The organism is Variovorax sp. GW821-FHT10D07, assembly GCF_059415325.1.
Genome location: NZ_JBWKMZ010000001.1, coordinates 229,707 through 254,554 on the forward strand (window position 1 = coordinate 229,707; position 24,848 = coordinate 254,554).

Sequence of the window (24,848 nt, forward strand, 5' to 3'; positions counted from 1 at the left end):
GGCGCCAGCTTTCCCGAACCCATCATGTGGACCTACTACAACCCCGTGGACGTGCACGCCGGCTGCGGCTCGCTCGATGCGCTGCCCGGGCTGCTCGGCGCACGCCGCGCGATCCTGATCGCCTTCCCCGAGGCGGTCGGCCTCGGCCTCGTCGATCGCATACGCGGCTTGCTGGGCGAGCGACTGGTGGCCGTCGAGACCGAGGTGCTGCCGAACCCCGACGTGGCCTGGCTGGCGCCGATGTACGAACGGCTGTGGCGCGAGCATGCGGAGGTCGACTGCGTCGTCGCGCTTGGCGGCGGCAGCGTGATCGACTGCGCGAAGGTGATGCTCACGCGCCCCGCGGCCGGCGGCTTCGACGAACTGCTCGCGCTGCTCGAAGGCGCCGACAGCACGCCGGCCGCGGCCCGGCGGCACCGCCAGCTGCTGGCCATTCCCACCACCGCGGGCACCGGCAGCGAAGTCACGCCCTGGGCCACCGTGTGGGACCAGGCCCATGCGCGCAAGCTGTCGCTGCAGCTGCCGTGGACCTGGCCCGAGGCCGCCATCGTCGATGCCGACCTGATGCTGAGCCTGCCGCATGCGGCCACCCTGGCCAGCGGCCTCGATGCGCTGTCGCATGCGCTCGAGTCGCTGTGGAACGTGCACCGCAACCCGGTGTCGGCAAGCCTGGCCGTGAGCGCGGCGCGCAGCATCGTCTCCACGCTGCCCGAGCTGCTGGCGCGGCCCGACCGGCCCGAGCTGCGCGAGCGCCTGGCCACCGCGGCGCTGCAGGCCGGCCTGGCGTTCTCCAACACGCGTACCGCGCTCGCGCATTCGCTGTCCTACGACATCACGCTGCGGCATGGCGTGCCGCACGGCATCGCGTGCTCGTTCAGCCTGCCGCGCATCATGCAGCTCGCGGCCGGGCGCGATCCGGCGCTCGATGCGTTGCTGCTCTCGGTGTTCGATGCGCATGACATCGGCCAGGCCGTCGCGTCGCTGAGCGGCTTTTTGGAGGGGCTGGGCGTGAGTGTCGACCCGCTGAGCTATGGCATTCCCGAGGCGGAGTGGAGCGAACGCATCCTGCAGGCGCTGGCCGGTGCGCGTGGGCGCAACTTCATCGCCGCGGACGCCGGCTGATCAGGACGCGCAGGCGGTGTTCGCCGCCGTGCGCGGGTACTCCATCTCCTGCATCACCCAGTCGCGCCGCGCGTTGCCGTAACGGCCCGCGATCTCGCACAGCGTGCGGTCGAGCTGCTGCACGGGCTTGAGCGCGGCCACCAGCGGCAGCGGCCGTGCTTCGCGCGTGGCGGGGCCGGCCACCAGCACGAGACCGCTGCGCAGCTTCACCGGGCCCGAGGCCGAGACCGCCTCGACATCGACATGCCCCGTGCGCGTCCACGCATCGGTGGCCAGCGCGAGCGCGATGTCGTCGGCACCGTCACGCACCTCGAGCCGGCGGCGCTCGCCGCGCCAGAACGCCGTCTTGTTGAACAGGTACTCGGCGCCGCGGCCGGTCGTGAGGCCGAAGGGCGCGCTCGCATGCGCCGGGCCCCAGCCGTCCACGCCGAGTTCGGCCGCCATCGCCGCGGCCTTCGCGGGCCCGCCGATCGCCTCGACCAGCGCCAGCGTCGCGGGCACCGAGGCCGTGATGCCGGTGGTCGTCGCCACGTCGCGGTCGACCAGGTAGCGTCGGTCGGGCACATGCGTGGCACCGGGCCGCTGGCGCAGCGTGCCGCGGTCGTACCAGTGGCCGGCAAAGCGCCGGCCGTCGAGCAGGCCGGCCTGCGCGAGCACGAGCGCGCCCGAGCACACGCCAATCACGCGCGCGCCCTGGCTCGCCTGCTGCTGCAGCCAAGCCCTCACCGCGGGTGCGTCGGCTGGCTCCATCGCGGGCACGATCACGTAGTCGGCGCCCGCGGGATGGGCGCGGTCGAAGGTGGCGAAGTCCTGCGCTCCCTCGACCTGCAGAGCCGGGAACAGCGTGACCCGGCCCGCGCGCGGTGCCACGATCCGCACTTCGGCCACGTCGGCGCGCTGCAGCACCGCGTGCGGCAGCAGCAGGTCGGTGAGCTCGGTGCCCTCGTTGAGCGCCAGCATCGCGACCACCGGCCGGCCGGGCCGGCGCGGCTTCATGGCCTCGACGAAGGCCTGCCGGTCGCGCGCGAGCGCCGCCTCGTCGTGCGCCGCGGGCGGCACCGCCGCATCGCGTGTGCCCGTGCCGCATCCCGCCAACCCGATCGCCGCCATACTCGCGCACAGCAGCGCACGCAGCCCGTTCCACATGGAGAATCCCCTTCATGACCTCGATGCACCGAGCTTAGGAATGCCGACCCCCACCCACAAGGACGAAGAAGCCGCGGTTCCTGCCAGCACCGTCGTGCTGATCGCGTTCGACGGCGTCGAGGCCATCGACGTCGCGGGCCCCGCCAGCGTGTTCAGCAAGGCCGAGCAATTGCGCCCCGGCAGCTACGAAGTGCTGATCGCCTCGCCGAACGGCGGCACCGTGTCGACCAACAGCGGCCTGCAGCTGGGCGACACCCGCAGCCTCGACGCGCTGCCCGCCGCCATCGACACCCTGATCGTGGCCGGCGGCGACGAGCCCGCCGTGCGCCACGCCATCCTCGAGCAGCGCATCGGCGACTGGATCGCCCAGGCCGCGCCGCGCGTGCGCCGCGTCGCGAGCGTGTGCAGCGGCGCCTTCGCGCTCGCCGCGGCCGGCCTGCTCGACGGGCGCGAGGCCACCACCCACTGGCGCGTGTGCGAGATGCTGCAGGAACTGAGGCCGCAGGTGCGCGTGCGGCAGCAGCGCATCTACGTGCGCGACGGCAAGGTCTGGACTTCAGCGGGCGTGGTCACCGGCATCGAACTCGCGCTCGCGCTGGTCGAGGACGACCTGGGCCACGAGGTCTCGATGGACATCGCGCGCACCCTGGCGCTGCCGATGCTGCGCGGCGGCGAGCAGCCGCAGCTCACCCCCGCGCTGCAGGCGCAGGCCAGCGCGAGCCACCGGCTGCGCGAACTGGTCGCGTGGATCGGCACCCATCCGCAGGAAGAGCTCGGCGTCGAGGTGCTGGCCGAACGCGTGGGCATGAGCCCGCGCAACTTCGCGCGCGCCTTCGCGGCGGAGACGGGGTGCACGCCCGCGCGCTTCGTGGAGCGCACGCGCGTGGCGGCGGCGGCGCAGTTGTTGCGGCAGACTGGGTGGACGCAGGAACGGATCGCGAGCCGCAGCGGGTTCGGGTCGGTGGATGCGCTGCAGCGGGCGTTCGTGCGGCTGCATGGGGTGACGCCGGGGGGGTGGAGGGAGGGGAGGTAGGCGGGACCCCGCTTCCGGCGGGAAAGCTATTTGCGAGGCTGCAGGAAGGCGTCGTAAGCAGAGGCCGTGAAGCCGGTGAGACCTCGGCCATTCACGAACAGTTGGGGCACGCCATTGTTGCCACCCAGTTGCGCATAGGCCAGCTTGCCTTCGTTGGTGTCGATGTCCACTTCGCGATAACCGATGCCCTTGGCCGCCAGGTAGGCCTTCGCCTGTCGACAGAAGCCGCACCACTTGGCCGAGAACAGCACCGTGTCGCGAGGGAGCGGTGCCGATGCCCGGCTGTCCGCGGACTTGCGCAGTTGCTCGATGTACGCGATGGTTTCAGTGGACAGGGGGCTGGCCGGCAGGTTCTTGAACGTCAGCGTCTTCGATTCGCGTGCCTGTGATGGCGGGACGTCGCTGTAGATCGTTCGGCCGTCGGGGCCGATGGACTTGTAGAGCGTGGTCGTCGTGGCGGTCGGGCCGTCGGCGGCGGATGCCGCGCTCGCAAGCAGAACCACGAAAATGGGGAGCAACCGCATGGGGACGTACCTGTTGTCTGGTCGAGGCCAAGCAGGGCGATGTTACAGGGCCCTCGTGGTATCCGAACAAGCCGTACACCATCGCATGGAGGACCGCAGGCAATGAGTCGATCGAACGAGACGGGCCGAACCCAGGACGAGATTTCCGCAAGCGTCACTGCGCCTGGTGGTGGTCATGGGGTGCTGATCGCGGGCGCGGGCCCCACCGGCATGATGCTCGCGGGCGAACTGGCGCTGGCCGGCGTCGATGTCGCGATCCTCGAGCGGCGCTCGAACCAGGAGATCGAGGGATCGCGCGCCGGCGGCCTGCATGCGCGCACCCTCGAGATCTTCGACCAGCGCGGCATCGTCGACCGGTTCCTGGCCGAGGGGCAGACCGCCCAGGTGGCCGCGTTCGGCCTCAACCGGCTCGACATCAGCGACTTTCCGACGCGGCACAACTACGGACTGGCGCTGTGGCAGAAGCACATCGAGCGCATTCTCGCGGGCTGGATAGCCGAACTGGGCGTGACCACGTATCGGGAGCGCGAGGTGGTCGGTTTCGACCAAGACGAGGCCGGTGTCGACGTCCATCTGCGCGAAGGCCGGACGCTGCGTGCGCAATACCTGGTCGGTTGCGATGGTGGGCGCAGCGTGATCCGGAAGGCGGCGGGGATCGAGTTTCCGGGGTGGGACCCGACCGTGAGCCACATCCTCGCCGAGGCCGAGATCGCCGACGAACCCACCTGGGGCATGCGTCACGACGCGATCGGCATCCATGGCCTCAGCCGGATGGACGACGGGAAGACGGTTCGGATCATGGTGACGGAACGGGACGTAGGCCGCTCCGATCAACCCACCTTGCGCGATCTCAGCGAAGGCTTGATCGCCCACTATGGCACCGACTTCGGCGTCCACAGTCCCCTTCACATCTCACGCTTCACGGACATGGCCCGGCAAGCGGCCAGCTATCGGCAGGGACGGGTCCTGCTGGCCGGAGATGCGGCGCATGTGCACTACCCGGCGGGTGGGCAGGGGCTCAATCTCGGCGTGCAGGATGCCTTCAACCTCGGGTGGAAGCTGGCGCAGGTGGTGAAGGGGATCTCGCCGGACAGCCTGCTCGATACCTATCAGGCGGAGCGGCATCCGGTGGGAGCGCTGGTGCTGCGCAATTCGCTGGCGCAGGTCGCGCTGCGGCGGCAGGACGATCGCAGCAAGGCGCTGGCGGAGAGCATGTCGGCGCTGCTTCGGATGGAGGAGCCGCGCAAGCGCTTCGCGGGGATGATGTCGGGGCTGGATATCCGGTACGACCTGGGGGAGGGGCATCCTTTGCTGGGGAGGCGGATGCCGGATCTCGATGTCGTGACCGCAGAAGGTACGAGGCGCGTCTTCACGCTGATGCACTCGGCGCGGCCGCTGCTGCTCAATTTCGGGATGCCGGGTGGTTCCGATGCGGAACGCCTGGCCGACAAGGTCCAGGTGATCGATGCCAGTTTCGATGGCACCTGGGAGCTTCCGGTGATCGGCGAGGTCGGTGCGCCGACGGCCGTGTGGGTCAGGCCCGACGGCTACGTGGCATGGGTTCGGGGGCCATCGTGGGAGGGTCTTGAAGAAGCCCTGACCACCTGGGTTGCAGCGCCACGCAGAACGTGATGCCTCAGGAAACTACTTGCAGTCCCCACCCATCGACACAGTCCCGTCCCTGCACTCGGTCAACATCGGCTCCCCCACCGAAGCCGAGCCCGGTCCCGCCGCCACCGGCGCCGAACCCGCGCCAGTGCCGACGTCCCTTTCATAGACGATCTTCCTGCTGCCAAGCTCGCAGCTGCCCACCACCTGCCCGTTCGTCGACGCATTGGCATCGACGACGGCCACGGTGAAGCGCGCCACGCCGGCGGCGGCGATCTTCGATTCGATGCGGGTGCGCAGGGCCTCGCAGTCCTCGGCCGCGTGCGCGCTGCCCGCCGCGCCGGCCAGGGCCAGCACGGCGGGGAGCATCGCGCGCCAGGAGGGCTTCACGGCTGCCACCTGCGCGCTGTCGATCAGCCCTGGGCCGAGGCCAGCGCTGCGTTGAGCGTGGCGCTCGGGCGCATCACGGCTTCGAACTTGGCCTTGTCGGCCAGGTAGTAGCCGCCGATGTCCACGGCCTTGCCCTGCACGGCCGCGAGTTCGTCGACGATCTTCTGCTCGTTGGACGAGAGGGCCTCCGCCAGCTTCTTGAAGCGGCCTTGCAGTTCCGTGTCGTCGGTCTGCGCGGCGAGTTCCTGTGCCCAGTACATCGCCAGGTAGAACTGGCTGCCGCGGTTGTCGAGCTGGCCGGTCTTGGGCGAGGGGTTCTTGTTGTTGTCGAGCAGCTTGCCGGTGGCGGTGTCGAGCGTCTTGGCCAGGATGGCGGCCTGCTTGTTGCCGGTCTTCAGGCCCAGGTCTTCCAGGCTCACGGCCAGCGCGAGGAACTCGCCCAGCGAGTCCCAGCGCAGGTGGTTCTCTTCCACCAGCTGCTGCACGTGCTTGGGGGCCGAGCCGCCCGCGCCGGTCTCGTACAGGCCGCCGCCGGCCATCAGCGGCACGATCGACAGCATCTTGGCCGAGGTGCCCAGCTCCATGATGGGGAACAGGTCGGTCAGGTAGTCGCGCAGGATGTTGCCGGTGGCGCTGATGGTGTCGAGGCCGCGCACGACGCGTTCCAGCGTGTAGCGCATGGCGCGCACCTGGCTCATGATCTGGATGTCCAGGCCCGAGGTGTTGTGCTCGTGCAGGTACATCTTGACCTTGGTGATCAGCTGGGCCTCGTGCGGGCGATAGGCGTCGAGCCAGAACACCACCGGCATGCCGGAGTTGCGCGCGCGGTTGACGGCCAGCTTGACCCAGTCGCGGATCGCGGCGTCCTTGACCTGGCACATGCGCCAGATGTCGCCTTGCTCGACGTCCTCGCTCATCAGCACTTCGCCGGTGTCCAGGTCGGTGATGTTGGCGACGCCGTCTTCCGGGATCTCGAAGGTCTTGTCGTGCGAACCGTATTCCTCGGCCTTCTGGGCCATCAGGCCGACGTTGGGCACGGTGCCCATGGTCTTGGGGTCGAAGGCGCCGTGCCACTTGCAGAAGTTGATGATCTCCTGGTAGATGCGGGCGAAGGTCGATTCGGGCATCACGGCCTTGACGTCCTTCAGGCGGCCGTCGGCGCCCCACATCTTGCCGCCGTTGCGGATCATCGCGGGCATGGAGGCGTCCACGATCACGTCGTTGGGCGAGTGGAAGTTGGTGATGCCCTTGGCCGAGTCGACCATCGCGAGTTCGGGGCGGTGCTCGTGGCAGGCGTGCAGGTCGCGCTTGATCTCGTCCTGGGTGCTCTGGGGCAGCGTGGCGATCTTGGTGTAGAGGTCGACCATGCCGTTGTTGACGTTGATGCCGAGCTCGTCGAACAGCTTGCCGTGCTTCTCGAAGGCTTCCTTGTAGAAGATCTTCACGCAGTGGCCGAACACGATGGGGTGCGAGACCTTCATCATGGTGGCCTTGACGTGCAGCGAGAACATCACGCCGGTCTTGTGCGCGTCCTCGATCTCCTTCTCGTAGAAGGCCAGCAGCGCCTTCTTGCTCATGAACATGGAGTCGATGACCTCGCGGTCCAGCAGCGCGACCTTGGGCTTGAGCACGATGGTCTTGCCGCTCTTGGTGATGAGCTCCATCTTGACGTTGCGCGCGCGGTCCAGGGTCATGGACTTCTCGCCGTGGTAGAAGTCGCCGCCGTGCATGTGCGAGACGTGCGAGCGCGAGGCCTGGCTCCAGTCGGCCATGCTGTGCGGGTTCTTGCGGGCGTATTCCTTGACGGCCTTGGGCGCGCGGCGGTCGGAATTGCCTTCGCGCAGCACGGGGTTCACGGCGCTGCCGGTGCACTTGTTGTAGCGCGCGCGGATGTCCTTGTCCTCGTCCGTGGTCGGGTTTTCGGGGTAGTCGGGGATCTTGTAGCCCTTGCCCTGCAGTTCCTTGATGGCCGACTTGAGCTGGGACACCGAGGCGCTGATGTTGGGCAGCTTGATGATGTTGGCTTCGGGCTTGAGCGTGAGCTTGCCCAGCTCGGCGAGGTTGTCCGGCACTTTCTGGTCGTCGCTCAGCAGTTCGGGGAACTCGCCCAGGATGCGGGCCGCCACGGAGATGTCGCTGGTTTCGACGTTGATGCCGGCCGGGTTCGCGAAGGCGCGAATGATGGGCAGGAATGCGTAGGTCGCCAGCAGGGGCGCCTCGTCGGTCAGGGTGTAGATGATGGTAGGTTGCTTCGTGCTCATGCGCTTCTTCCGTAGATGCTGGGCTGTCGGGTCACTGGGATTTCCGGCCGTCGGGGGGCCCTTTTTCTGGCCGTAGACCCGGATTGTCGCGCGGACGGGACCCGGTTCCGCCGCGCGGGCTCCGAAACCCTGGCGTGGGGGTATGTCTCCAGGGGGCACCGACCGGCCGGATACGGTCTTTTTCGGGGTATTTTCGCGCCAGGCCGGCGAAGGCGGCCGGCCCGGGACCCGGGGCCCGAAAATACCCGGCTGCCTCAGGGCCATCCCTGTCCGCCACGGGCCATCCTGCATCGCACAATGGCGCATCCCCCCCGATGCCCCCATGAGCGCCACCACCGTTTCGCCCGTTCCACCCCTTGCGCCCGCCGACCCTCGGATCCGGGTCCTCGTCGCCGACGACCAGCCGCTGATCCGCCGCGGCATGGCCATGCTGCTGGACGCCGCATCCGACATCCAGGTCGTCGGCCAGGCCGCCGACGGCATGGAGGTGGTGGAACTCGCGCGGCGCCTGCTGCCCGACGTGGTGCTGATGGACCTGCGCATGCCGCGCCAGAGCGGCGTGCTGGCCACGCGCGAGATCACGGCCGCGCTGCCGCGCACCCGCGTGATGGTGCTGACCACCTTCGACCGCGACGACCTGGTGTTCGACGCGGTGCGCGCCGGCGCGCAGGCCTACCTGCTCAAGGATGCGTCGGAGGAGGAGGTGCTGGACACGGTGCGCGCGGTGCACCGCGGCGAGTCGCGCATGACGCCGCAGATCGCGCGCAAGGTGATGGACCAGTTCCGGCTGCTGGCCAACCACGTGGCGCAGGACGTGGCGGTGGAAGACCCGCCGGCCTCCGCCGAGCCCGCGTCGGCCGAGCCGCAGGAGGCGCCCGATCCGCTGACCGAGCGCGAGGCCGTGGTGCTCGACCTGATCGCCAAGGGGCAGAGCAACCGCCAGATCGCAGCGGCGCTGAACCTGGCCGAGGGCACGGTGAAGAACCACGCGAGCCGCATCATGCAAAAGCTTCACGCGAACACGCGCACCGAACTGGCGGTGCTCGTGCTCGCGCGAAGAAAACAGTCCTGAAGAAAAAAAGACGCCGGGTCGTGCCCGGCGTCGTTCATTCGCTCATTTGCTCGAACGGGTCATTCGCTCAATCCGAAGCGTCCATGCTTGCCCGCGGGATTCGCGGACGAGGCCTCGACGTGCGCCTTGAGCATCGGCCGCAGCGCCACGATGGCCAGGAAGGCGGCGAACAGGTCCAGCGCCGCCACGGTGTAGAGCACGGTCGACCAGGTGCCGGTGGCTTCCATCATCAGGTTGCCGATGGGCACGAACAGCGCGCCGACGCCCTTGGCGCAGTACAGCACGCCGTAGATCTTGCCGATGTGCTTGGTGCCGAAGGCATCGCCGGCCAGCGCGGAGAACAGCGAATAGACCTCGCCCCAGGCCAGGAACACGACGCCCGACAGGATCAGGAAGGCCCACGGGTTGTGGCCGAAGTAGCCCAGCGCGATGATGCCGATGCCCTCGAGCGTGAAGGCGATCACCATGGTCTTCTCGCGGCCGATGTGGTCGGAGATCCAGCCGAACAGGGGGCGCGAGATGCCGTTCATCACGCGGTCGAGCATCAGCGCCAGCGGCAGCGCGGCCATGACGAAGAAGTACAGGTCGACCTTGAACTCCTTCACGCCCAGGTCCTGCGCGATCACGCCCAGCTGCGCCACGGCCATCATGCCGCCGGTGACCACGCACGAGAACATCAGCAGCATCAGCCAGAACAGGCGGGTGTTCAGCGCTTCCTTCAGCGTGTAGTCGCGGCGGCTCTGCGTGAGCTTGGCCGAGGCGCGGATCTCGTGCGCCTTCGGGGCGCGCAGGAACCACGCGGCCAGGAAGGCCAGCGAACCCTGCATCACGCCGAAGAAGAAGAAGGCTTCCTGGAAGCCGGACGACTCGATCATCGCGGCGATCGGCAGGATGGTCGCGGCCGAGCCGGCGCCGTAGCCGCCGGCGGTCAGGCCCACGGCCAGGCCGCGGCGGTCGGGGAACCACTTGAGCGCGTTGTTGATGCAGGTGGCGTAGATCGATCCCACGCCGATGCCGCCGACGGCCGCGCCGATGTAGAAGCCCAGCAGCGTGGTCGCCTGCGAGTTGATGACCCAGGCCGCGCCGATGAACAGCGCGCCGAAGGCCACGATCAGCCGTGGCCCGAACTTGTCGATGAAGTAGCCCTCGATCGGCGCGAGCCAGGTCTGGACCAGCACGAAGATGGTGAAGGCGATCTGGATCGAGGCGCGCTCCCAGCCGAAGGACTTCTGGATCTCCGGCACGAACAGCGTCCACGCGTACTGGATGTTCGCGGTCGCGATCATGCAGACGATGCCGACGACCAGCTGCGTCCAGCGGCTGGCGTACCAGCGTACCGGGACGCCGGCGGAGGCGCCGACGGCCGGCGAGAGGGATGTGGGGGTGCTCATTGTCGAATGTCTCCTTGGCAGGTCACGCCGATCGCGTCGCGGCGTTGTCGAACGGGGTGGATGTGGCGCATCTCTCGACACGCTGCGCGATGGACGCAACTGTCGTCTCGAAAATAACTGCTCGCGCCTGCCGGAAGTCACGCCGCGACCCGAGGAAAACCCCGAGATCTCAGGGTAAGTGCCCATACCGAAAGTCATGGGCTGACGCGCCCCGGGTCCTTTGCGACAATGCGCCGCCCATGACCGCGCGCCCCCCTCCCGCCCCGCCGGCTTCGACCTCTCGATGAGCCTGCTGCAGCGCATCGATCCCCGACGCAGCCTCGCCGCCGCGATCGGCTGGCTGATGATCGCGCTGGCCATCTGCCTGGCGCTGGCGGCCAACCTCTGGCTGCGCAGCTTCGTGCGCTCGACCCTGCTCGAGGTGCACTCGCAGCGGCTGGAGACGGCCGGCGAGCACGTCAGCGCCGAGCTCGACACCGCGATGCTGCTGCGCCTGCAGTCGGTGAGCGTGGTGGCCTCGATCCTGTCGCAGGACGTGCAGGGCGACGACGCCGCGTGGCGGCAGCGTTCGCTCGAGGCGGTGCACCGCGGCGTGCCGGACCTGATCTGGCTGGCGCTGACCGACGCGGACGGTTTCATCGTCGCGGCCACCGACCCGAAGGTGGTGGGCGAGAACGTCAACCAGCATGCGTGGATCTCGCAGGGGCTGGCCGATGCGTGGATCGAGGAGGGCCGCTCGCCGGGCGAGCATTTCCTCAAGCTCAGCGCGCCCGTGAGCAACGCCGACGGCGCCATCGTCGGCGTGGTCGCGGCGCAGCTCAGCTGGCAATGGGTGGACCACACGGTGTCCGGCATCAAGGCCTCGCCGGGCGAGTGGCTGCTGATCGACCGCGACGGCATGGTGCGCCACGGCCCGGCGGCCCTGCTCGGCACGCGCTGGCGCGAGAGGGGCGACCTGGCCGCGCCCTTCGACCCGACGGTCGCCGGGCTGGGCACCGATGGCGCCGACCTGCCGGCGCGCATCCGGGTGCGGCGGCTGGTCGACAACAAGCCCTTCCTGGTGGCGGCGCCGCGCACCGAGCGCGACGGCACCCTGCGGCGCCTGGGCTGGCGCGTGGTGGTGGTGGAGCCGGTGGCCTCGCTGGCCTCGTTCGCGACCGCCATCGAATGGCGCATCACGCTGGTGCTCAGCATGCTGGGCCTGTGCGCCGCGGTGGTCGGCGTGGCCATGACGCATCGCCTGACCCACCGCGTGAGCGTGATCGCGAGCTCGGCCGACGCGGTGCTCGCCGGCAGCGCCTCGCGCATCGAGGTGCCCGAGGGCGCCGACGAGGCCGCGCGCCTGGGCACGGCGCTCGACCGCCTGCTCGACACGCTGCAGCGCGAGCGCGACGAGCTGCGCCTGCTCAATGCCGAACTCGACGAGCGCGTGCGCCAGCGCACGGTCGAGATCAGCCGGCTGGCGCAGGAGTCGCGCGAGTCCGCCGTGATGCGCGAGCGCCTGCGCATGGCGCGCGACCTGCACGACACGCTGGCGCATTCGATGATGGCCATGCTGACCGAGATCCGCGTGCTCAAGCACATCGCGACCACGCAGCCGCAGGAACTGCCCGACGAGCTGATGCGCGCCGAGCAGGCCGCGCGCGAGGGCCTGGACGAGGCGCGCCGCGCCATCGACCAGCTGCGCAGCAACCCGGTGCGCGACATCGGGCTGGGCGCGGCGCTGGTCGAGCTGGCCCGCGGCATGAACGAGCGCACGGGCATCGTGCTCGACTGCGAGCTCGCGCCCGACCTGCCGGCGCTGGTCGCCGAGCCCGCCGAGACCGTGTACCGCATGTGCGAGGAACTGCTGCGCAACGTCGAGCGGCATGCGGGCGCGCGGCATCTGGGCCTGCGCCTGCAGCCAGCGGACCCTGGCGTCTTGCAGCTCGAGATCGTGGACGACGGCGTGGGCTTCGACAGCCAGGCCATCGCGCCAGGGCACTATGGGCTGGTGGGATTGCGCGAGCAGGCCGAGGCCATGGGCGTGCGGCTGGCCATCGACAGCCGGCCCGGCCAGGGCACGCGCGTGACCCTGCGCTGGGCCGCGCCCGGCTACGCGCCGATCGTCTGAGCGCGGGCCTCGGCCGGCGGTGTCGCCGGGCGCGCCTGCGCCATCTGCCGCGCCGCGATGTAGCCGAAGGTCATCGCCGGCCCGATGCTGCTGCCGCCGCCCGGATAGCGCCCGCGCATGATCGAGTTCATGTCGAGCCCGGCCGCATAGAGCCCCTCGATCGGCGTGCCCTGCGGCGTCAGCACCCGTGCTTCGGCATCGGTCTCGAGGCCGCCCACCGTGCTGAGATCGCCCGGGTGCAGCGCGAGCGCGTAGTAGGGCCCGTCGCCGATCGGCGCCACGCCCGGATTGGGCGCATGCGCCGGGTCGCCGCGAAAGCGCGAGTGCGCATCGGCGCCCTTGCCGAACTCGGGGTCCTCGCCGCGCGCCGCGCCTTCGTTGAAACGCCGCACCGTGGCCTCGAGCTCGTGCGGATCGATGTGGAGGCGCCCGGCCAGCTGCGCCAGGGTCGGCGCCTCGACCAGATAGCCGGCCTCGATCAGCGAGCGCGCGCTGAAGGGCGCGGGCCGCGCGAGGCCCAGGCCGTAACGGCGCAGGAAGTCGCGATTGGCGATCAGGTGCGCCGTGGTGATGCCCCGCCGGTGCATCGTGCCCACGAAGGTCTGGTACGAGCCGCCCTCGTTGACGAAGCGCCGCCCGTCGGGCCCCACGGCGATGCAGCCGGGCATGGCACGGTCGATGAAGATGTGCGGGTACTTGACGATGCCGCCGTCGGGCTTGCGCAGCACCGACACCGGCGTCCAGATGCAGTCTCCCGCATGGGCCGGGTCGTGCAGGCCGCCGACCGCCACGCCGAGGCGCACGCCGTCGCCGACGTTGCCCTCGGGCTGCAACGAATGGTGGTGCTCGGCGAACGGGATGTGCTTGCGGCGCATCGCCTCGCTCGCGCCATAGCCGCCGGTGGCCAGCAGCACGCCGCGCCGCGCGACCACCTGCATGCGGCGGCCCTCGCGCTCGATCTCCACGCCGGTCACGCGGCCGTCCTGCATCGTGAGCTCGAGCGCGGGCGTGTTCTTCCACAGCGTCACGCCGGCCTGGATTGCCGAATGGAACAGCCGCGCCGCCAGCGCGTTGCCGTTGACGATGCGCGTGCCGCGCCCGTAGCGCAGCCGGTCGGCGACGAAGCGCCGCATCACGCGCGCGGTGTGGCGAAAGCCGGCCCAGGTCTTGAGCGCATGGCGCATCGGATGGATGTCGGCGCCCTCGATCTGCATGCTGCCGAACAGCATCAGCTGCGGCAGCGGCATGCGCAGGTCGGCCAGGCGGTGGCCGAGCAGCCGGCCGTCGAAGGCCTGGGTCAGCAGCGAGCGGCTGCGCGCCGCGCCCGGCAGGTCGGATTCGTAGTCGGGCAGCGGAAAGGGCTTGAAGCGCACCTCGGAGTGCCGCTCCATGAAGGCCAGCATCTCGGGCGCATGGTCGAGGTAGCTGGCGACGAGGTCGTCGCGATAGGCCTCGCCGAGCACGGCGCGCAAGTAGGTCTCGGCGGCCGCGCGCGAATCGTCGAGGCCGATCTGCTTCATCACGTGGTTGCACGGGATCCAGGGCGCGCCGCCCGAGTAGGCGGTGGTGCCGCCGAACAGCGCGGTCTTCTCGACCACCAGCACCTCCAGGCCCAGCTGGCGCGCGGTGACGGCGGCGGTGAGCCCGGCCGCGCCGCTGCCGATGACGACCACGTCGGTTTCGATCATGGGGAACCTCTGGGAAATGATGGGATGGAAGGGGGTCAGTCGATGGCGAGCACGACGTTGCCGAGGACCTCGCCGCGCTCCACCAGTTCGTGCGCGCGCACGATCTCCTCGAGCGGCAGCAGCTGGCCGATGGTGTGCAGCAGCAGCTCGTCCTCGAGCAGCGGCAGCAGTTCGCGCAGGCAGGCCTCGCGCTCGCTGGGTGCGATCTCGTAGATGGTGAAGAAGCGCAGTTCGGCGCTCTTTTGCATCAGCACCATGGCCGGCAGCACGGCTTCGAGGCCGGTCGTGCCGTAGACCACGACGCGCGCGCCGGGCTTCAGCAACTTCGGGTAGTGCGCCGCGTTGTTCGCGAGGTCGACCTCGATCACGCGGTCCACGCCTGCACCGCCCGTGAGGGCCTGCACGCCGTCGCCGAGGTCCTGCTCGCGGTAGTCGACGACATGGTCGGCGCCGGCCGCGATGGCGTGCGCGGCTTTGCGCGCCGAACTCACGCTGGCGATGACCTCGGCGCCGCGCAGCTTCGCGAACTGGATCGCGTAATGGCCCACCGATCCCGCGCCGCCGGCCACCAGCACGCGCTGGCCGGGGCCGCAGTCGGCAAGGCGCACGGCATGCAGCGCGGTGAAGGCCGGAATGCCCAGGCAGGCGCCCTCGGCGAAGCCCAGCGCGGCCGGCAACGGCACGGCCTGCGCCGACGGCAGCGCGACGTAGTCGGCCGCGGTGCCGAAGGCGCGCCGCCATTGGGCGTTCCAGGTCCACACGCGCTCGCCGATGCGCGCGGCGGGCACGCCATCGCCCACCGCGTCGATCACGCCGGCGCCGTCGCTGTGCGGAACGATCAGCGGCGCCACCAGCGCGCGGCCACCGCCGACGCGGCGCATCTTCCAGTCGGAGGGGTTCACGCCCGAGCTGCGAAGCCGCACCCGCACTTCGCCGGGGCCGGGCTCGGGCCGCGGCTGCTCGCCGATGCGGATCACCTCGGCCGCTTCGCCCTGCCGCGTGTAGAAGGCGGCGCGCATCGTGCTCATGCCTCGCTGCCCGCGACGACGCCGCGCCGCTTGAGCTCGGCGATCTGCGCGGGCGTGAGGCCGATCTCGGCGAGCACCGCGTCGGTGTCCTGCCCGAGGCGCGGTGCGTTGCGTCGCTGCGCGCCGGGCGTGCGCGAGAGCTTGGGCACGATGCCCGGCACCTGTAGCGCATCGCCGTCGCCCATGGCGATGGTCTGCAGCATGCCGCGCGCGAGGTAGTGCGGATCGGCTGCGATGTCGGCCACCGAGTAGATGCGCCCGGCCGGCACCGAGGCCTCGTCGAGCCGCGCGAGCACCTCGGCCACGTCGCGCCGCGCGGTCCAGGCGCCGATGGCGGCATCGAGTTCCGCCACGCGCGCCACGCGGCCGGCGTTGTCGGCCAGCGCCGGATCGGCCGCGAGATCGGGGCGCTCGATGGTGGCCATGAGCCGGCGGAAGATGCTGTCGCCATTGCCCGCGATCAGCGCGTAACCGCCGTCGCCGCAGCGGTAGGCATTGCTCGGCGCGATGCCGGGCAGGGCGCTGCCGGCCGCGCCGCGCACCGCGCCGAAGGCGCTGTACTCGGGCAGCAGGCTTTCCATGCAGTTGAACACCGCCTCGTAGAGCGCCACGTCGATCACCTGGCCGCGGCCCGAGCGCTGGCGCTCCTGCAGCGCCATCAGGATGCCGATCACGCCATGCAGCGCGGCCAGCGTGTCGCCCAGCGAGATGCCCACGCGCACCGGCACCCGGCCGGGTTCGGCCGTGAGATGTCGCAGCCCGCCCATGGCCTCGGCCACCACGCCGAAGCCGGGGCGGTCGCGGTAGGGGCCGGTCTGGCCGTAGCCGCTCACGCGCAGCACGATCAGCCGCGGGTTGGCCTCGAGCAATGTTTCGGGACCGAGCCCCCAGCCCTCGAGCGCGCCGGGGCGGAAGTTCTCGATCAGCACGTCCGACTCGGCGGCGAGCCGGCGCACGATGGCCTGCGCCTCGCTGTCCTTGAGGTCGAGCGCGATCGAGCGCTTGTTGCGCGACTGCACCTGCCACCAGACCGAGGTGCCGTCCTTCAGCAGTCGCCACTTGCGCAGCGGATCTCCGGCGCCGGGGGGCTCGATCTTGATGACCTCGGCACCGAAGTCGCCGAGCGTCTTGGCGGCGAAGGGGCCCGCGATCAGCTGGCCCATCTCGAGCACCTTGAGGCCCGCGAGCGGACCGCGCGCTTCGCTGCCCGCCGTCATGCCGGCACGATGCGCATCGGCAGCCGGTCGAGCGTGCGCATCTGGTTGATCGGCCGGTAGCTGGCCGGCGCCGTCAGTTCCATGCGCGCCACGCGGCGGCTCAGTGCGCCGATCAGCGCTTCCGATTCCTGGCGCGCGAGCATCTGGCCGATGCAGGCATGGATGCCGTTGCCCAGCGCGACGTGGCTGCCCGCGAGCGCGGGGCGGTCGACGTCGAAGCGCTCGGGCTCGGAGAACTGGCGCGGGTCGCGGTTGGCCGCGCCCATGAACACGCCGATCTTGGTGTCGGGGGCCAGGCGCACGCCCGAGAGCTCGGTCTCGCCGCGCGTGGTGCGGTAGGTGACCTGGAACGGCGTCTCGTGGCGGATGCCTTCCTCGAACGCGGCCTTGACCTTGGCCGGCTCGGTGCGCACGCGCTCCCACTGCGCGGGATTCCTCGCGAGCTGGTGCAGCGTGAAGCCGATGCCGGCGATGGTCGAGTCGGTGCCGCCGCCCACGAAGCTGCGCACCACGTTCGAGGCGATGCCCTCGTCGAGTTCGCCCGCGTCCTCGGCGCGGAACAGCAGCTCGGCGATCGAGTCGGGAATCACGCCCTGGCGCGACACGCTCTCCTCGAACCATGCGAGGTAGGGCTGCGCGGCCTGCATCGCGCGCTCGTAGAGCGCGTTGCGCGGACCGCTCTGGTTGAAGCGCATCTCGCCGATGGCCAGGGTCTCGGTGCGCGGCAGGCGCACGCCCACCGCGGCGGGGAAGGCCTCGAGCACGAAACGCTCGGCGCAGTCCTCCACGCCGTCGAACTCGCGCTGCGCGAGCAGTTGTTCGACCAGCGACTCGGCCTTGCGCTCGAAGCCTTCCTTCCAGCGTCGAATCACGAGCGGCGACAGCAGCCGCGTGACCACCGAGCGGATCTTCGTGTGGTCGGGCGGGTCGGCCTCGAGCAGCCGGCTCGGGATGCGGAACTCGCCGGGCTTGCGGATGTCCTGGATGCCGATGCCGCCCGCGTTGGTGAAGCGCGCATGGTCGGCCAGCACGGTCTTGGCCTCGGCGTGGCGGCCCACGGCATAGATGCCGTGCGGCGCGATGTAGGCCACGGGACCGGCTTCGCGCAGCGCCTCGTGGAACGGATAGGGATCGAGCAGCACCTCGATCGCGTACGGGTCGATGTCCAGCACGGGCGCGTCGCGCAGCGCGACGGGTTCGGCGGTGGTGGTCATGCAGGGGCTCCTGGCGTGGGGGAATGCATCGAGTCTCGATGGCCGTCCGCCGCGCGTCAGTCCCCTTGACGGGGACGGCGCGGGCCGGTCGAGAGGCTGCGTCCCCGGCAAGGGGACAGACGCCGCGCGCGCCGCTTGATGTACTCGCGCCGGCTCGAAGAACGACCATCCCCGGAACCAGGAGACACACACATGCGCGCTTCCCTGCTAGCCCTCGTGGCCTGCACCGCCTTCGCGACCGCGGCGACGGCACAGGCCCAGAAGACCTACGGCCCCGGTGCCAGCGACACCGAGATCAAGCTCGGCCAGACCGTGGCCTACAGCGGTCCCGGTTCGGCCTATTCGATGGTGGGCCGCATGTCGGTGGCCTACTTCAAGATGCTCAACGAGACCAAGGGCGGGGTCAACGGACGCAAGATCAACCTGCTGTCGGTCGACGATGCCTACAGCCCGCCCAAGACCGTGGAGGGTACGCGCAAGCTGGTCGAGTCCGACCAGGTGCTGGCGCTGGTCAATTCCATGGGCACGGCCTCGCAGACCTCGGTGCAGAAGTACCTCAACGGCAAGAAGGTGCCGCAGGTGTTCTTCTATGCCTCGAGCCCGAACCTGCACGACTCCGCCACCACGCCGTGGACCGTGCCCTTCTCCTTCGCCTACGACATCGAGGGCTCGATCTACGGCAAGTACCTGGTCGAGGCCAAGCCCAACGCGAAGATCGGCGTGCTCTACCAGAACGACGACGTGGGCAAGTCGTACATGCGCGGTTTCCGCAAGGCGCTGGGCGCGAAGCAGTCGAACATCGTGAAGGAGGTGAGCCAGGAGATGAGCGACCCGACCGTCGACTCGCAGATCCTGCAGCTGCAGGCCTCGGGCGCCGAGGTGCTGGTGGCCTTCACCTCGAACAAGGCACAGGCGCAGGCGATCCGCAAGGCCGCGGCGATCGGCTGGAAGCCGTTCTACATCGTGCCCTACGTGTCGAGCTCGATCAGCGGCGTGCTGACCCCGGCCGGCCTCGACAACTCGGTGGGGCTGGTGTCGAGCTACTGGTTCAAGACGCCGTCGGACCCGACCTGGAACAACGACAAGGCGATGCAGGAGTACCTGGCCTTCTTCAAGAAGTACCTGCCCAACGACGATCCGGGCGACACCACCTCGGTCTACACCTACATGGGCGCGCAACTCACGGCGCTGGTGCTCGAGCGCTGCGGCGACAACCTCACGCGCGAGAACTTCCTCAAGCAGGTGCAGGGGCTGAAGGACATCGAGCTCGGCATGCTGCTGCCCGGCATGAAGATCAACTTCCGCGCCGACGACTACTACCCGATCCGGCAGGCGCGGCTCGCGCAGTTCGATGGCAAGTCATGGAAACCCATGACCGAACTGATCACCATCGAGCGCTGAGCATGCGCGGTGTCAGGGCCGCGGCTGGCGCTCGATGCTGAGTTCGCGCCGGCAGCTCATGTCGGCCATGCGGATCGCCTGCGGCGCGCTGTCCATCGAGCGGCCCGTGGGCTCGAGCGCGCCCCACTGGTTGCGCGCGAGCTCGACGCCATAGCGCATCTCCCAGCGCTTGCCGACGATCTGCTCCATGCAGTGCTCGGCATCCGCATAGCGCTCGGCCATCTCCATCGCATCGGCGGGTTCCGCTCGAACGGTGGCGGTGGCAAGCAGCGAACACAGGAGGAGGGCGGAGCGTGCGGGGAGGCGAAGGCGCATGGGGAGACAAAAGAGGGGATTGAAGGAAAGTCGCGGATTTTAACGACCGGCCCGCGCACGATGCCGGCCGTTGCGGATGCCCGACCCGCGGGCGCAGCAGGTTCATTCACACCTTATCAGTCGCGCAGGCTGCTCGCGAGCCGCACCACCTCGGCCAAGGTCGCGAGCTGGTCGGCATGCGCGGTCGCGAGGCGCGCGAGCTTCTTGCGGCCCGCGGGCAGCAGGTGCACTTCCACCTGCCGGCGATCGACGGTGCTGGGCTTGCGCACGACCAGGCCCGCTTCCTCGCAGCGCGACACCAGCGCCACCACGCCATGCGGCTGCGCCTGCAGCCGTTCGGCCAGCTCGCCGATCGAGGCCCAGTCGCGGCCCGGAAAGCCCTGTGTGTGAAGCAGCAGCTGGTACTGCAGCGCCGTGATGCCTTGCTCGCGCGCGGCGTCCTCGCTGAAGCGCAGGAAGCTGCGCAGCGTGTGGCGGAAATTGGAGAGGGCCTCGAAGCGCTGCTTCTGGGCCGGGCCGGAGGAGGTCGACATGGGCGGGATCGGCGGGGGACGCGGGAATGTAGCAGCCGGTCCGCTAGGCGGGCGTGTAGTCCCAGGGATTCATCAGCGGCACGCCGGACGCTTCGAAGTGCTTGAGGTTGCGCGTCACCACCGTGGCGCCGTGCACCAGCGCCGTCGCGGCGATCAGGGGATCGCGGTAGTCGCGGCCATCGGCCCATGCGAGGCTGGCCGCACGCCGGGCCACCACGTGATCGACGGGCAGGATCCGGCCGGCGAAGGCCGGGAGCACCATGGTCTCGAGCCAGCGATGGAAGACCTCGGCCTGCAGTTCGTCGCCGCGCTGCGCGGCCTGGCTGATGCCGCGCTGGATCTCCAGCACCGTGACGGCGGACAGGTACATGTCGCCAGTGGCATGGGCAGCCATCCAGGCCAGCACGTTTGGGTGGCAACTGCTCTTGCGGACTTCGGAAACGACGTTGGTGTCCAGCAGCCACATCATGCGCGCCGTCCTCCCTCGGGCTCGTTCGTGTGCGAGCAATCGCGCTTCATGCGTCGATGTCCTTGGCGCCGATGCGGATCGGCTCGACGTCCAGGTCGAAGGCGTCGGCTTCGGGCATGCGCAGCAGCTCGACCAGGTTCTTGTCGGTCTTCGTGAGGCGGCGGTATTCGGCGATCGGAATGAGCGCCTGGGTCGGCTCGCCGCGGTCGGTGATGATGACCGTGCCGCCCTCGCTCACCACGCGCCTCGCAGCGCTGACGTTGTGCACGAACTCGCGGCTGGAAACCGTCTTGATCTGTGCGTGTCCCATGGTGCGTCCTTTCGATGAGGCGGAACCCGCCATGCAATGTGCATCGCGCCGTTGTCGCCTTCGATGAAGATGTTAGCTACGTTGCTAACTTTCGTCAAAACAAACGCTCGCGCACGCGTAATCCAAAGATCGAGTCCACGCGTCAATAAGCATTAACGCCTAAGGCAGGCACGTCAAAAGCACCTACGATCCGCCTGAAATGTACTTTGTCATCAAAGTACAAAACAAACGGATCATGAACTTCGACGAAGCACATCAAGCAACGACGGCCGGTGCCTTGGCTGCCGCCTACGCCCGGCGCGAGCTCACGCCCACGCAGGTCGCCGAGCGCTGTCTGGCGCGTGCGCAGACCGCGCGCGGCGCGTTCACGCAGCTCACCGTGTCGCGGGCCCTCGCGCAGGCCGAACGGGCCACCGCGCGCTGGCGGGCCGGCACGCCGCTTGGCCCGATGGACGGCGTGCCGCTGACCTGGAAGGACCTGTTCGACATCCGCGGCACACCGACCACGGCCGGCTCGGCCTTGCTTGCACGGGCCGAACCGGCGAAGGCCGATGCCGCGCTGGTGGCGCATGCCGAGGCGGCCGGCATGGTCTGCGTCGGCAAGACCAACCTGAGCGAGTTCGCCTATTCGGGGCTGGGGCTGAATCCGTTCTTCGGCACGCCGACGAACCCGGCCCTCGGCACGCGTGCCAGGGCACCGGGCGGATCGTCCTCGGGCGCCGCGCTGGCTGTCGCGCTCGACATCGCGCCGATCGGCATCGGCACCGACACCGCCGGCTCGGTGCGCGTTCCGGCATCGTTCAACGGGCTGGTCGGCTACCGGGCCAGCAGGCGGCGCTACGCGATGACGGGCGTGTTCGCGCTCGCCCCGTCGCTCGACACCGTCGGGCCGCTCGCGCACTCGGTGGCCGATTGCATCGCCATGGATGCGGTGCTCCAGGGCGGCCGCGGCGACGAAGCAAGTGAGCTGCTCGCCGGCGACTTCGACGCAGCCCGCCGCACCCTGGCGCAGCAGACCTTCGTCGTCGACCCCGCCATCCTCGACAGCGAGCGCGTCACGACGGCGGTGCGCGAGAACCTGCGGGCGCGGATGCGCTGGCTGCGCGCCGCGGGCGCGACGGTCGTGGAGCGCGAAGCGACGAGCCTGCACCTCGTGCAGGCGCTGATCGACAGCCGCGGCTGGCTCGGCGCCAGCGAGGCCTTCGCGATGCACCAGGCGCGGCTCGATGCGCCGCAGGCCGAGGCCATGGACCCGCGCGTGCGCCGCCGGCTCGAAGCGGCGCGCGATGTCAGCGCCGCGCGCTACCTGCACCTGCGATGGGAGCGGCAGCGGCTGATCGCGGCCTTCGAGCGCGATCTCGAGGGCGCAACCCTGGTGCTGCCCGCTACCGCGCACACCGCGCCGCTGTTGCAGCCGCTGGAGGCCGACGACGAGCTCTTCGCGCGCACCAACCTCGCGACGCTGCGGCTCACGATGCCCGGCAGCTTCCTCGACACGCCCACCGTCGCGATGCCCAGCGGCGTCGAGCGCGTGGCCGCGCCCGACGGCAGCACCGATCTCCTGCCCACCGGCCTGCAGCTGATGCGCCCCCGCGGCGAGGACGCACGGCTGCTGCAGATCGCCCTTTCCCTCGAGCACCTGTTTTCTTCACCCCACTTCAAGGAGCAATGACATGACCAAGGAAATCTTCATCACCTTCGGCGTCGACGTGGACGCTGTCGGCGGCTGGCTCGGTTCGTACGGCGGCGAGGACTCGCCGGACGACATCTCGCGCGGCATGTTCGCGGGCGAGGTGGGATCGCCGCGGCTGCTGAAGCTGTTCAAGAGGTACGGCCTGACCACCACCTGGTTCGTGCCCGGGCACTCGGCCGAGACCTTTCCGGACCAGATGAAGGCCGTGGTCGATGCGGGCCACGAGCTGGGCATCCACGGCTACAGCCACGAGAACCCGATCGCGATGACGCCCGAGCAGGAAGAGGCCGTGCTCGACCGCAGCATCGACGTCATCACGCGCCTCGCGGGCCGGGCACCGACCGGCTATGTCGCGCCGTGGTGGGAGTTCAGTCCCGTCACCAACGAGCTGCTGATCAAGAAGGGCATCAAGTACGACCACAGCCTGATGCACAACGACTTCCACCCGTACTACGTCCGCGTCGGCGACCGGTGGACCCGGATCGACTACAGCAAGCACCCGGACAGCTGGATGAAGCCGCTCGAGCGCGGCACCGAGACCTCGCTGGTCGAGATCCCGGCCAACTGGTACCTGGACGACCTGCCGCCGATGATGTTCATCAAGAAGGCGCCCAACAGCCACGGCTTCGTGAACCCGCGCGACATCGAGCAGATGTGGCGCGACCAGTTCGACTGGGTCTACCGCGAGCACGACTACGCGGTGTTCCCGATCACGATCCATCCGGACGTCTCGGGCCGGCCCCAGGTGCTGCTGATGCTCGAGCGGCTGATCGAGCACTTCCAGTCCCACGCCGGCGTGCGCTTCATGACCTGCGACCAGATCGCGGACGACTTCCTGCGCCGCCATCCGCGCGGCTAGGCCCCGGCATTGCACCGCCCCTTCCACAGAGAACGACCATGACCGCCTCGATCCCTCCCCAAGCCGCGGCCGACGCCGCCTGGACGCCGCCGACCGTGACGAAGAAGCAGGTGAACTACGCCACCTGGGTGTGCTTCTTCGCCTGGGTGTTCGCCGTCTACGACTTCATCCTGTTCGGCACCCTGCTGCCCCGGCTCGGCGACCACTTCAAGTGGACCGCCGACCAGCAGACCAACCTCAACACCTGGGTCACGCTCGGCACGGTCATCGTGGCCTTCGGCATCGGGCCGATCGCCGACCGGCTGGGCCGGCGCAAGGGCATCATCATCGCGGTCGCCGGCGCGGCCCTGTGCTCGGGGCTGACGGCCTTCGCGGGCTGGGTGATCGGCCTGTCGGCCGGGGTGGGCTTCGTGCTGCTGATCCTGGTGCGCTCGCTGGCCGGGCTCGGCTATGCCGAGCAGAGCATCAACGCCACCTACCTCAGCGAACTGTTCTCGCTGGTGCACACCGACCCGGCCGCCACCCGGCGGCGCGGCTTCATCTACTCGCTGGTGCAGGGCGGCTGGCCGGTGGGCGCGGTGCTCACCGCGGCGCTGGTGGCGGCGCTCTATCCGCTGGGCGAACGCTGGTTCGGCGAAGGCGGCGGCTGGGCACTGTCCTTCGTGTTCGCGATGTTCCCCGCCATCGTGATCGCGATCCTCGGCCGCCGGCTGGTCGAGACGCCGCAGTTCATCACCGGACAGCGCATCGCGCGGCTGCAGCGCGAAGGCCGGGCCGCCGATGCGCAGCGGCTCGCGCAGGCGCAGGGCATCGACCTGTCGGCGCGGCATCACACCGGCATCTCCGCCATGTTCAAGGGCGCGTCGCTGCGGCCCACGCTGTCGCTGGCCCTGAGCTTCTTCCTCAACTGGTTCGCGATCGTGATCTTCGCCGTGCTGGGCACCTCGGTGCTCGGCGGCTCGGGCGGCACGCCCGGCAAGGGCGTGGACTTCTCCAATGCGCTGCAGGTGCTGATCGTCTCGAACCTGGCCGGCTTCCTCGGCTACATGTTCCACGGCTGGCTCGGCGACCGCATCGGCCGGCGCAACGCCGTCGCCATCGGCTGGGTGCTGGGCGGGCTCGCGTTCTACCTGATGCTGCAGGCGCCGCAGGGCGACTTCTGGCGCATCGTGCCGCTGTACTCGCTCGGCCTGTTCTTCCTGATCGGCCCCTATGCCGCGGTGCTGTTCCTGGTCGGCGAGAGCTTCCCGAGCCACATCCGTGCCACCGCCAGCTCCTTCGTCAACGCGATGGGACAGGTGGGTGCCATTGCGGCGGGCTTCGGTGTGACCTACACGCTGTCGCACGGGGCCGATTGGGTGCAGGCCGCGGTCGTCTGGGGCGCGATTCCCTGCACGATCTCCGGCATCGTGATGCTGCTGGTGCCGCACGTCGACCCGAAGTCGGTGCGCTGAAGGAGCA

At 69.6% G+C, this 24,848-nt stretch carries 22 protein-coding genes; 9 read left to right on the forward strand and 13 right to left on the reverse strand.

The window, feature by feature from the left end; translation table 11 throughout:
- Nucleotides 1-24: 24 nt before the first annotated feature.
- The gene (psrA, locus tag AC07PU_RS01000; RefSeq protein ID WP_495314484.1) at nt 25-1,122 is read left to right on the forward strand and encodes an iron-containing alcohol dehydrogenase PsrA; all 1,098 of its coding nucleotides are present in this window, start codon (nt 25-27) and stop codon (nt 1,120-1,122) included.
- Here the strand turns inward: psrA and AC07PU_RS01005 are convergent, their stop codons facing one another.
- Nucleotides 1,123-2,268, reverse strand: a complete 1,146-nt coding sequence (locus AC07PU_RS01005) for a DJ-1/PfpI family protein (RefSeq protein WP_495314486.1) — start codon at nt 2,266-2,268, stop codon at nt 1,123-1,125.
- Between the two features lie 40 nt (nt 2,269-2,308).
- On the opposite strand from AC07PU_RS01005, the gene AC07PU_RS01010 reads away from it, so the two are divergent.
- Nucleotides 2,309-3,301: a GlxA family transcriptional regulator gene (locus tag AC07PU_RS01010; protein ID WP_495314488.1), complete on the forward strand. Its 993-nt coding sequence runs from the start codon at nt 2,309-2,311 to the stop codon at nt 3,299-3,301.
- A gap of 26 nt (nt 3,302-3,327) precedes the next feature.
- Here the strand turns inward: AC07PU_RS01010 and AC07PU_RS01015 are convergent, their stop codons facing one another.
- Nucleotides 3,328-3,825: a glutaredoxin domain-containing protein gene (locus AC07PU_RS01015; RefSeq protein ID WP_495314489.1), complete on the reverse strand. Its 498-nt coding sequence runs from the start codon at nt 3,823-3,825 to the stop codon at nt 3,328-3,330.
- Nucleotides 3,826-3,927: 102 nt separating this feature from the next.
- Here AC07PU_RS01015 and AC07PU_RS01020 point away from each other — a divergent pair, with 102 nt between their 5' ends.
- A complete protein-coding gene (locus AC07PU_RS01020) occupies nt 3,928-5,457 on the forward strand; it encodes an FAD-dependent monooxygenase (protein WP_495314491.1) in 1,530 nt (509 codons plus the stop codon).
- 12 nt (nt 5,458-5,469) lie between these two features.
- On the opposite strand, the gene AC07PU_RS01025 is transcribed toward AC07PU_RS01020, so the two are convergent.
- Both AC07PU_RS01025 and AC07PU_RS01030 read right to left on the reverse strand, forming a co-directional pair.
- Nucleotides 5,470-5,823, reverse strand: a complete 354-nt coding sequence (locus AC07PU_RS01025) for a DUF1161 domain-containing protein (RefSeq protein WP_495314493.1) — start codon at nt 5,821-5,823, stop codon at nt 5,470-5,472.
- Nucleotides 5,824-5,846: 23 nt separating this feature from the next.
- Nucleotides 5,847-8,084 carry an NADP-dependent isocitrate dehydrogenase gene (locus AC07PU_RS01030; RefSeq protein WP_093346814.1) on the reverse strand — a complete coding sequence of 746 codons (2,238 nt, stop codon included), beginning with the start codon at nt 8,082-8,084 and terminating at the stop codon, nt 5,847-5,849.
- Between the two features lie 322 nt (nt 8,085-8,406).
- Here AC07PU_RS01030 and AC07PU_RS01035 point away from each other — a divergent pair, with 322 nt between their 5' ends.
- On the forward strand, nt 8,407-9,156 hold the full coding sequence (locus tag AC07PU_RS01035) for a response regulator transcription factor (protein ID WP_296799243.1): 750 nt from the start codon (nt 8,407-8,409) through the stop codon (nt 9,154-9,156).
- Between the two features lie 59 nt (nt 9,157-9,215).
- Here AC07PU_RS01035 and oxlT read toward each other — a convergent pair whose 3' ends face one another.
- Nucleotides 9,216-10,547, reverse strand: a complete 1,332-nt coding sequence (gene oxlT, locus AC07PU_RS01040; RefSeq protein WP_093346820.1) for an oxalate/formate MFS antiporter — start codon at nt 10,545-10,547, stop codon at nt 9,216-9,218.
- A 283-nt stretch (nt 10,548-10,830) separates the two neighbouring features.
- Here oxlT and AC07PU_RS01045 point away from each other — a divergent pair, with 283 nt between their 5' ends.
- Nucleotides 10,831-12,660, forward strand: coding sequence for a histidine kinase (locus AC07PU_RS01045; protein WP_208508292.1), 1,830 nt, complete (start codon nt 10,831-10,833; stop codon nt 12,658-12,660).
- Here AC07PU_RS01045 and AC07PU_RS01050 read toward each other — a convergent pair.
- The 4 genes from AC07PU_RS01050 to AC07PU_RS01065 are packed head-to-tail and all read right to left on the reverse strand — an operon-like array spanning nt 12,642 to nt 17,807.
- Entirely contained in the window at nt 12,642-14,348 is a 1,707-nt protein-coding gene (locus AC07PU_RS01050; RefSeq protein ID WP_495314497.1) for an FAD-dependent oxidoreductase, read from the reverse strand. The genes AC07PU_RS01045 and AC07PU_RS01050 overlap by 19 nt on opposite strands.
- Nucleotides 14,349-14,383: 35 nt before the next feature.
- Nucleotides 14,384-15,376 (reverse strand): NADPH:quinone reductase, encoded by a 993-nt coding sequence (locus tag AC07PU_RS01055; protein ID WP_495314499.1) that lies wholly within the window; start codon nt 15,374-15,376, stop codon nt 14,384-14,386.
- Nucleotides 15,373-16,593 carry a CaiB/BaiF CoA transferase family protein gene (locus tag AC07PU_RS01060; protein ID WP_495314501.1) on the reverse strand — a complete coding sequence of 407 codons (1,221 nt, stop codon included), beginning with the start codon at nt 16,591-16,593 and terminating at the stop codon, nt 15,373-15,375. The genes AC07PU_RS01055 and AC07PU_RS01060 overlap by 4 nt, the downstream gene beginning before the upstream one ends.
- Nucleotides 16,590-17,807, reverse strand: a complete 1,218-nt coding sequence (locus AC07PU_RS01065) for a cytochrome P450 (protein ID WP_495314503.1) — start codon at nt 17,805-17,807, stop codon at nt 16,590-16,592. Before AC07PU_RS01065 ends, AC07PU_RS01060 begins: the two co-directional genes overlap by 4 nt.
- Nucleotides 17,808-17,999: 192 nt before the next feature.
- Between AC07PU_RS01065 and AC07PU_RS01070 the strand changes: the two genes are divergently transcribed.
- Entirely contained in the window at nt 18,000-19,208 is a 1,209-nt protein-coding gene (locus tag AC07PU_RS01070; RefSeq protein WP_495314505.1) for an ABC transporter substrate-binding protein, read from the forward strand.
- A gap of 12 nt (nt 19,209-19,220) precedes the next feature.
- Here AC07PU_RS01070 and AC07PU_RS01075 read toward each other — a convergent pair whose 3' ends face one another.
- The 4 genes from AC07PU_RS01075 to AC07PU_RS01090 all read right to left on the reverse strand — a co-directional run bounded on the left by AC07PU_RS01075 (nt 19,221) and on the right by AC07PU_RS01090 (nt 20,835).
- Nucleotides 19,221-19,523 (reverse strand): hypothetical protein, encoded by a 303-nt coding sequence (locus AC07PU_RS01075; RefSeq protein WP_495314507.1) that lies wholly within the window; start codon nt 19,521-19,523, stop codon nt 19,221-19,223.
- 116 nt (nt 19,524-19,639) lie between these two features.
- Entirely contained in the window at nt 19,640-20,056 is a 417-nt protein-coding gene (locus AC07PU_RS01080; RefSeq protein WP_398501000.1) for a MarR family winged helix-turn-helix transcriptional regulator, read from the reverse strand.
- Between the two features lie 43 nt (nt 20,057-20,099).
- A complete protein-coding gene (locus tag AC07PU_RS01085; RefSeq protein WP_208510701.1) occupies nt 20,100-20,525 on the reverse strand; it encodes a type II toxin-antitoxin system VapC family toxin in 426 nt (141 codons plus the stop codon).
- Nucleotides 20,526-20,571: 46 nt separating this feature from the next.
- Nucleotides 20,572-20,835 carry a type II toxin-antitoxin system Phd/YefM family antitoxin gene (locus tag AC07PU_RS01090; RefSeq protein WP_177239426.1) on the reverse strand — a complete coding sequence of 88 codons (264 nt, stop codon included), beginning with the start codon at nt 20,833-20,835 and terminating at the stop codon, nt 20,572-20,574.
- A gap of 235 nt (nt 20,836-21,070) precedes the next feature.
- Here AC07PU_RS01090 and AC07PU_RS01095 point away from each other — a divergent pair, with 235 nt between their 5' ends.
- Genes AC07PU_RS01095 through AC07PU_RS01105 form a run of 3 tightly spaced genes read left to right on the forward strand, consistent with a single transcriptional unit; the run spans nt 21,071 to nt 24,841 of the window.
- On the forward strand, nt 21,071-22,507 hold the full coding sequence (locus tag AC07PU_RS01095) for an amidase (RefSeq protein WP_495314509.1): 1,437 nt from the start codon (nt 21,071-21,073) through the stop codon (nt 22,505-22,507).
- Nucleotide 22,508: 1 nt separating this feature from the next.
- A complete protein-coding gene (locus AC07PU_RS01100; RefSeq protein ID WP_296786278.1) occupies nt 22,509-23,387 on the forward strand; it encodes a polysaccharide deacetylase family protein in 879 nt (292 codons plus the stop codon).
- 38 nt (nt 23,388-23,425) lie between these two features.
- Entirely contained in the window at nt 23,426-24,841 is a 1,416-nt protein-coding gene (locus tag AC07PU_RS01105) for an MFS transporter (RefSeq protein WP_208510698.1), read from the forward strand.
- The last annotated feature ends 7 nt before the right edge of the window (nt 24,842-24,848 follow it).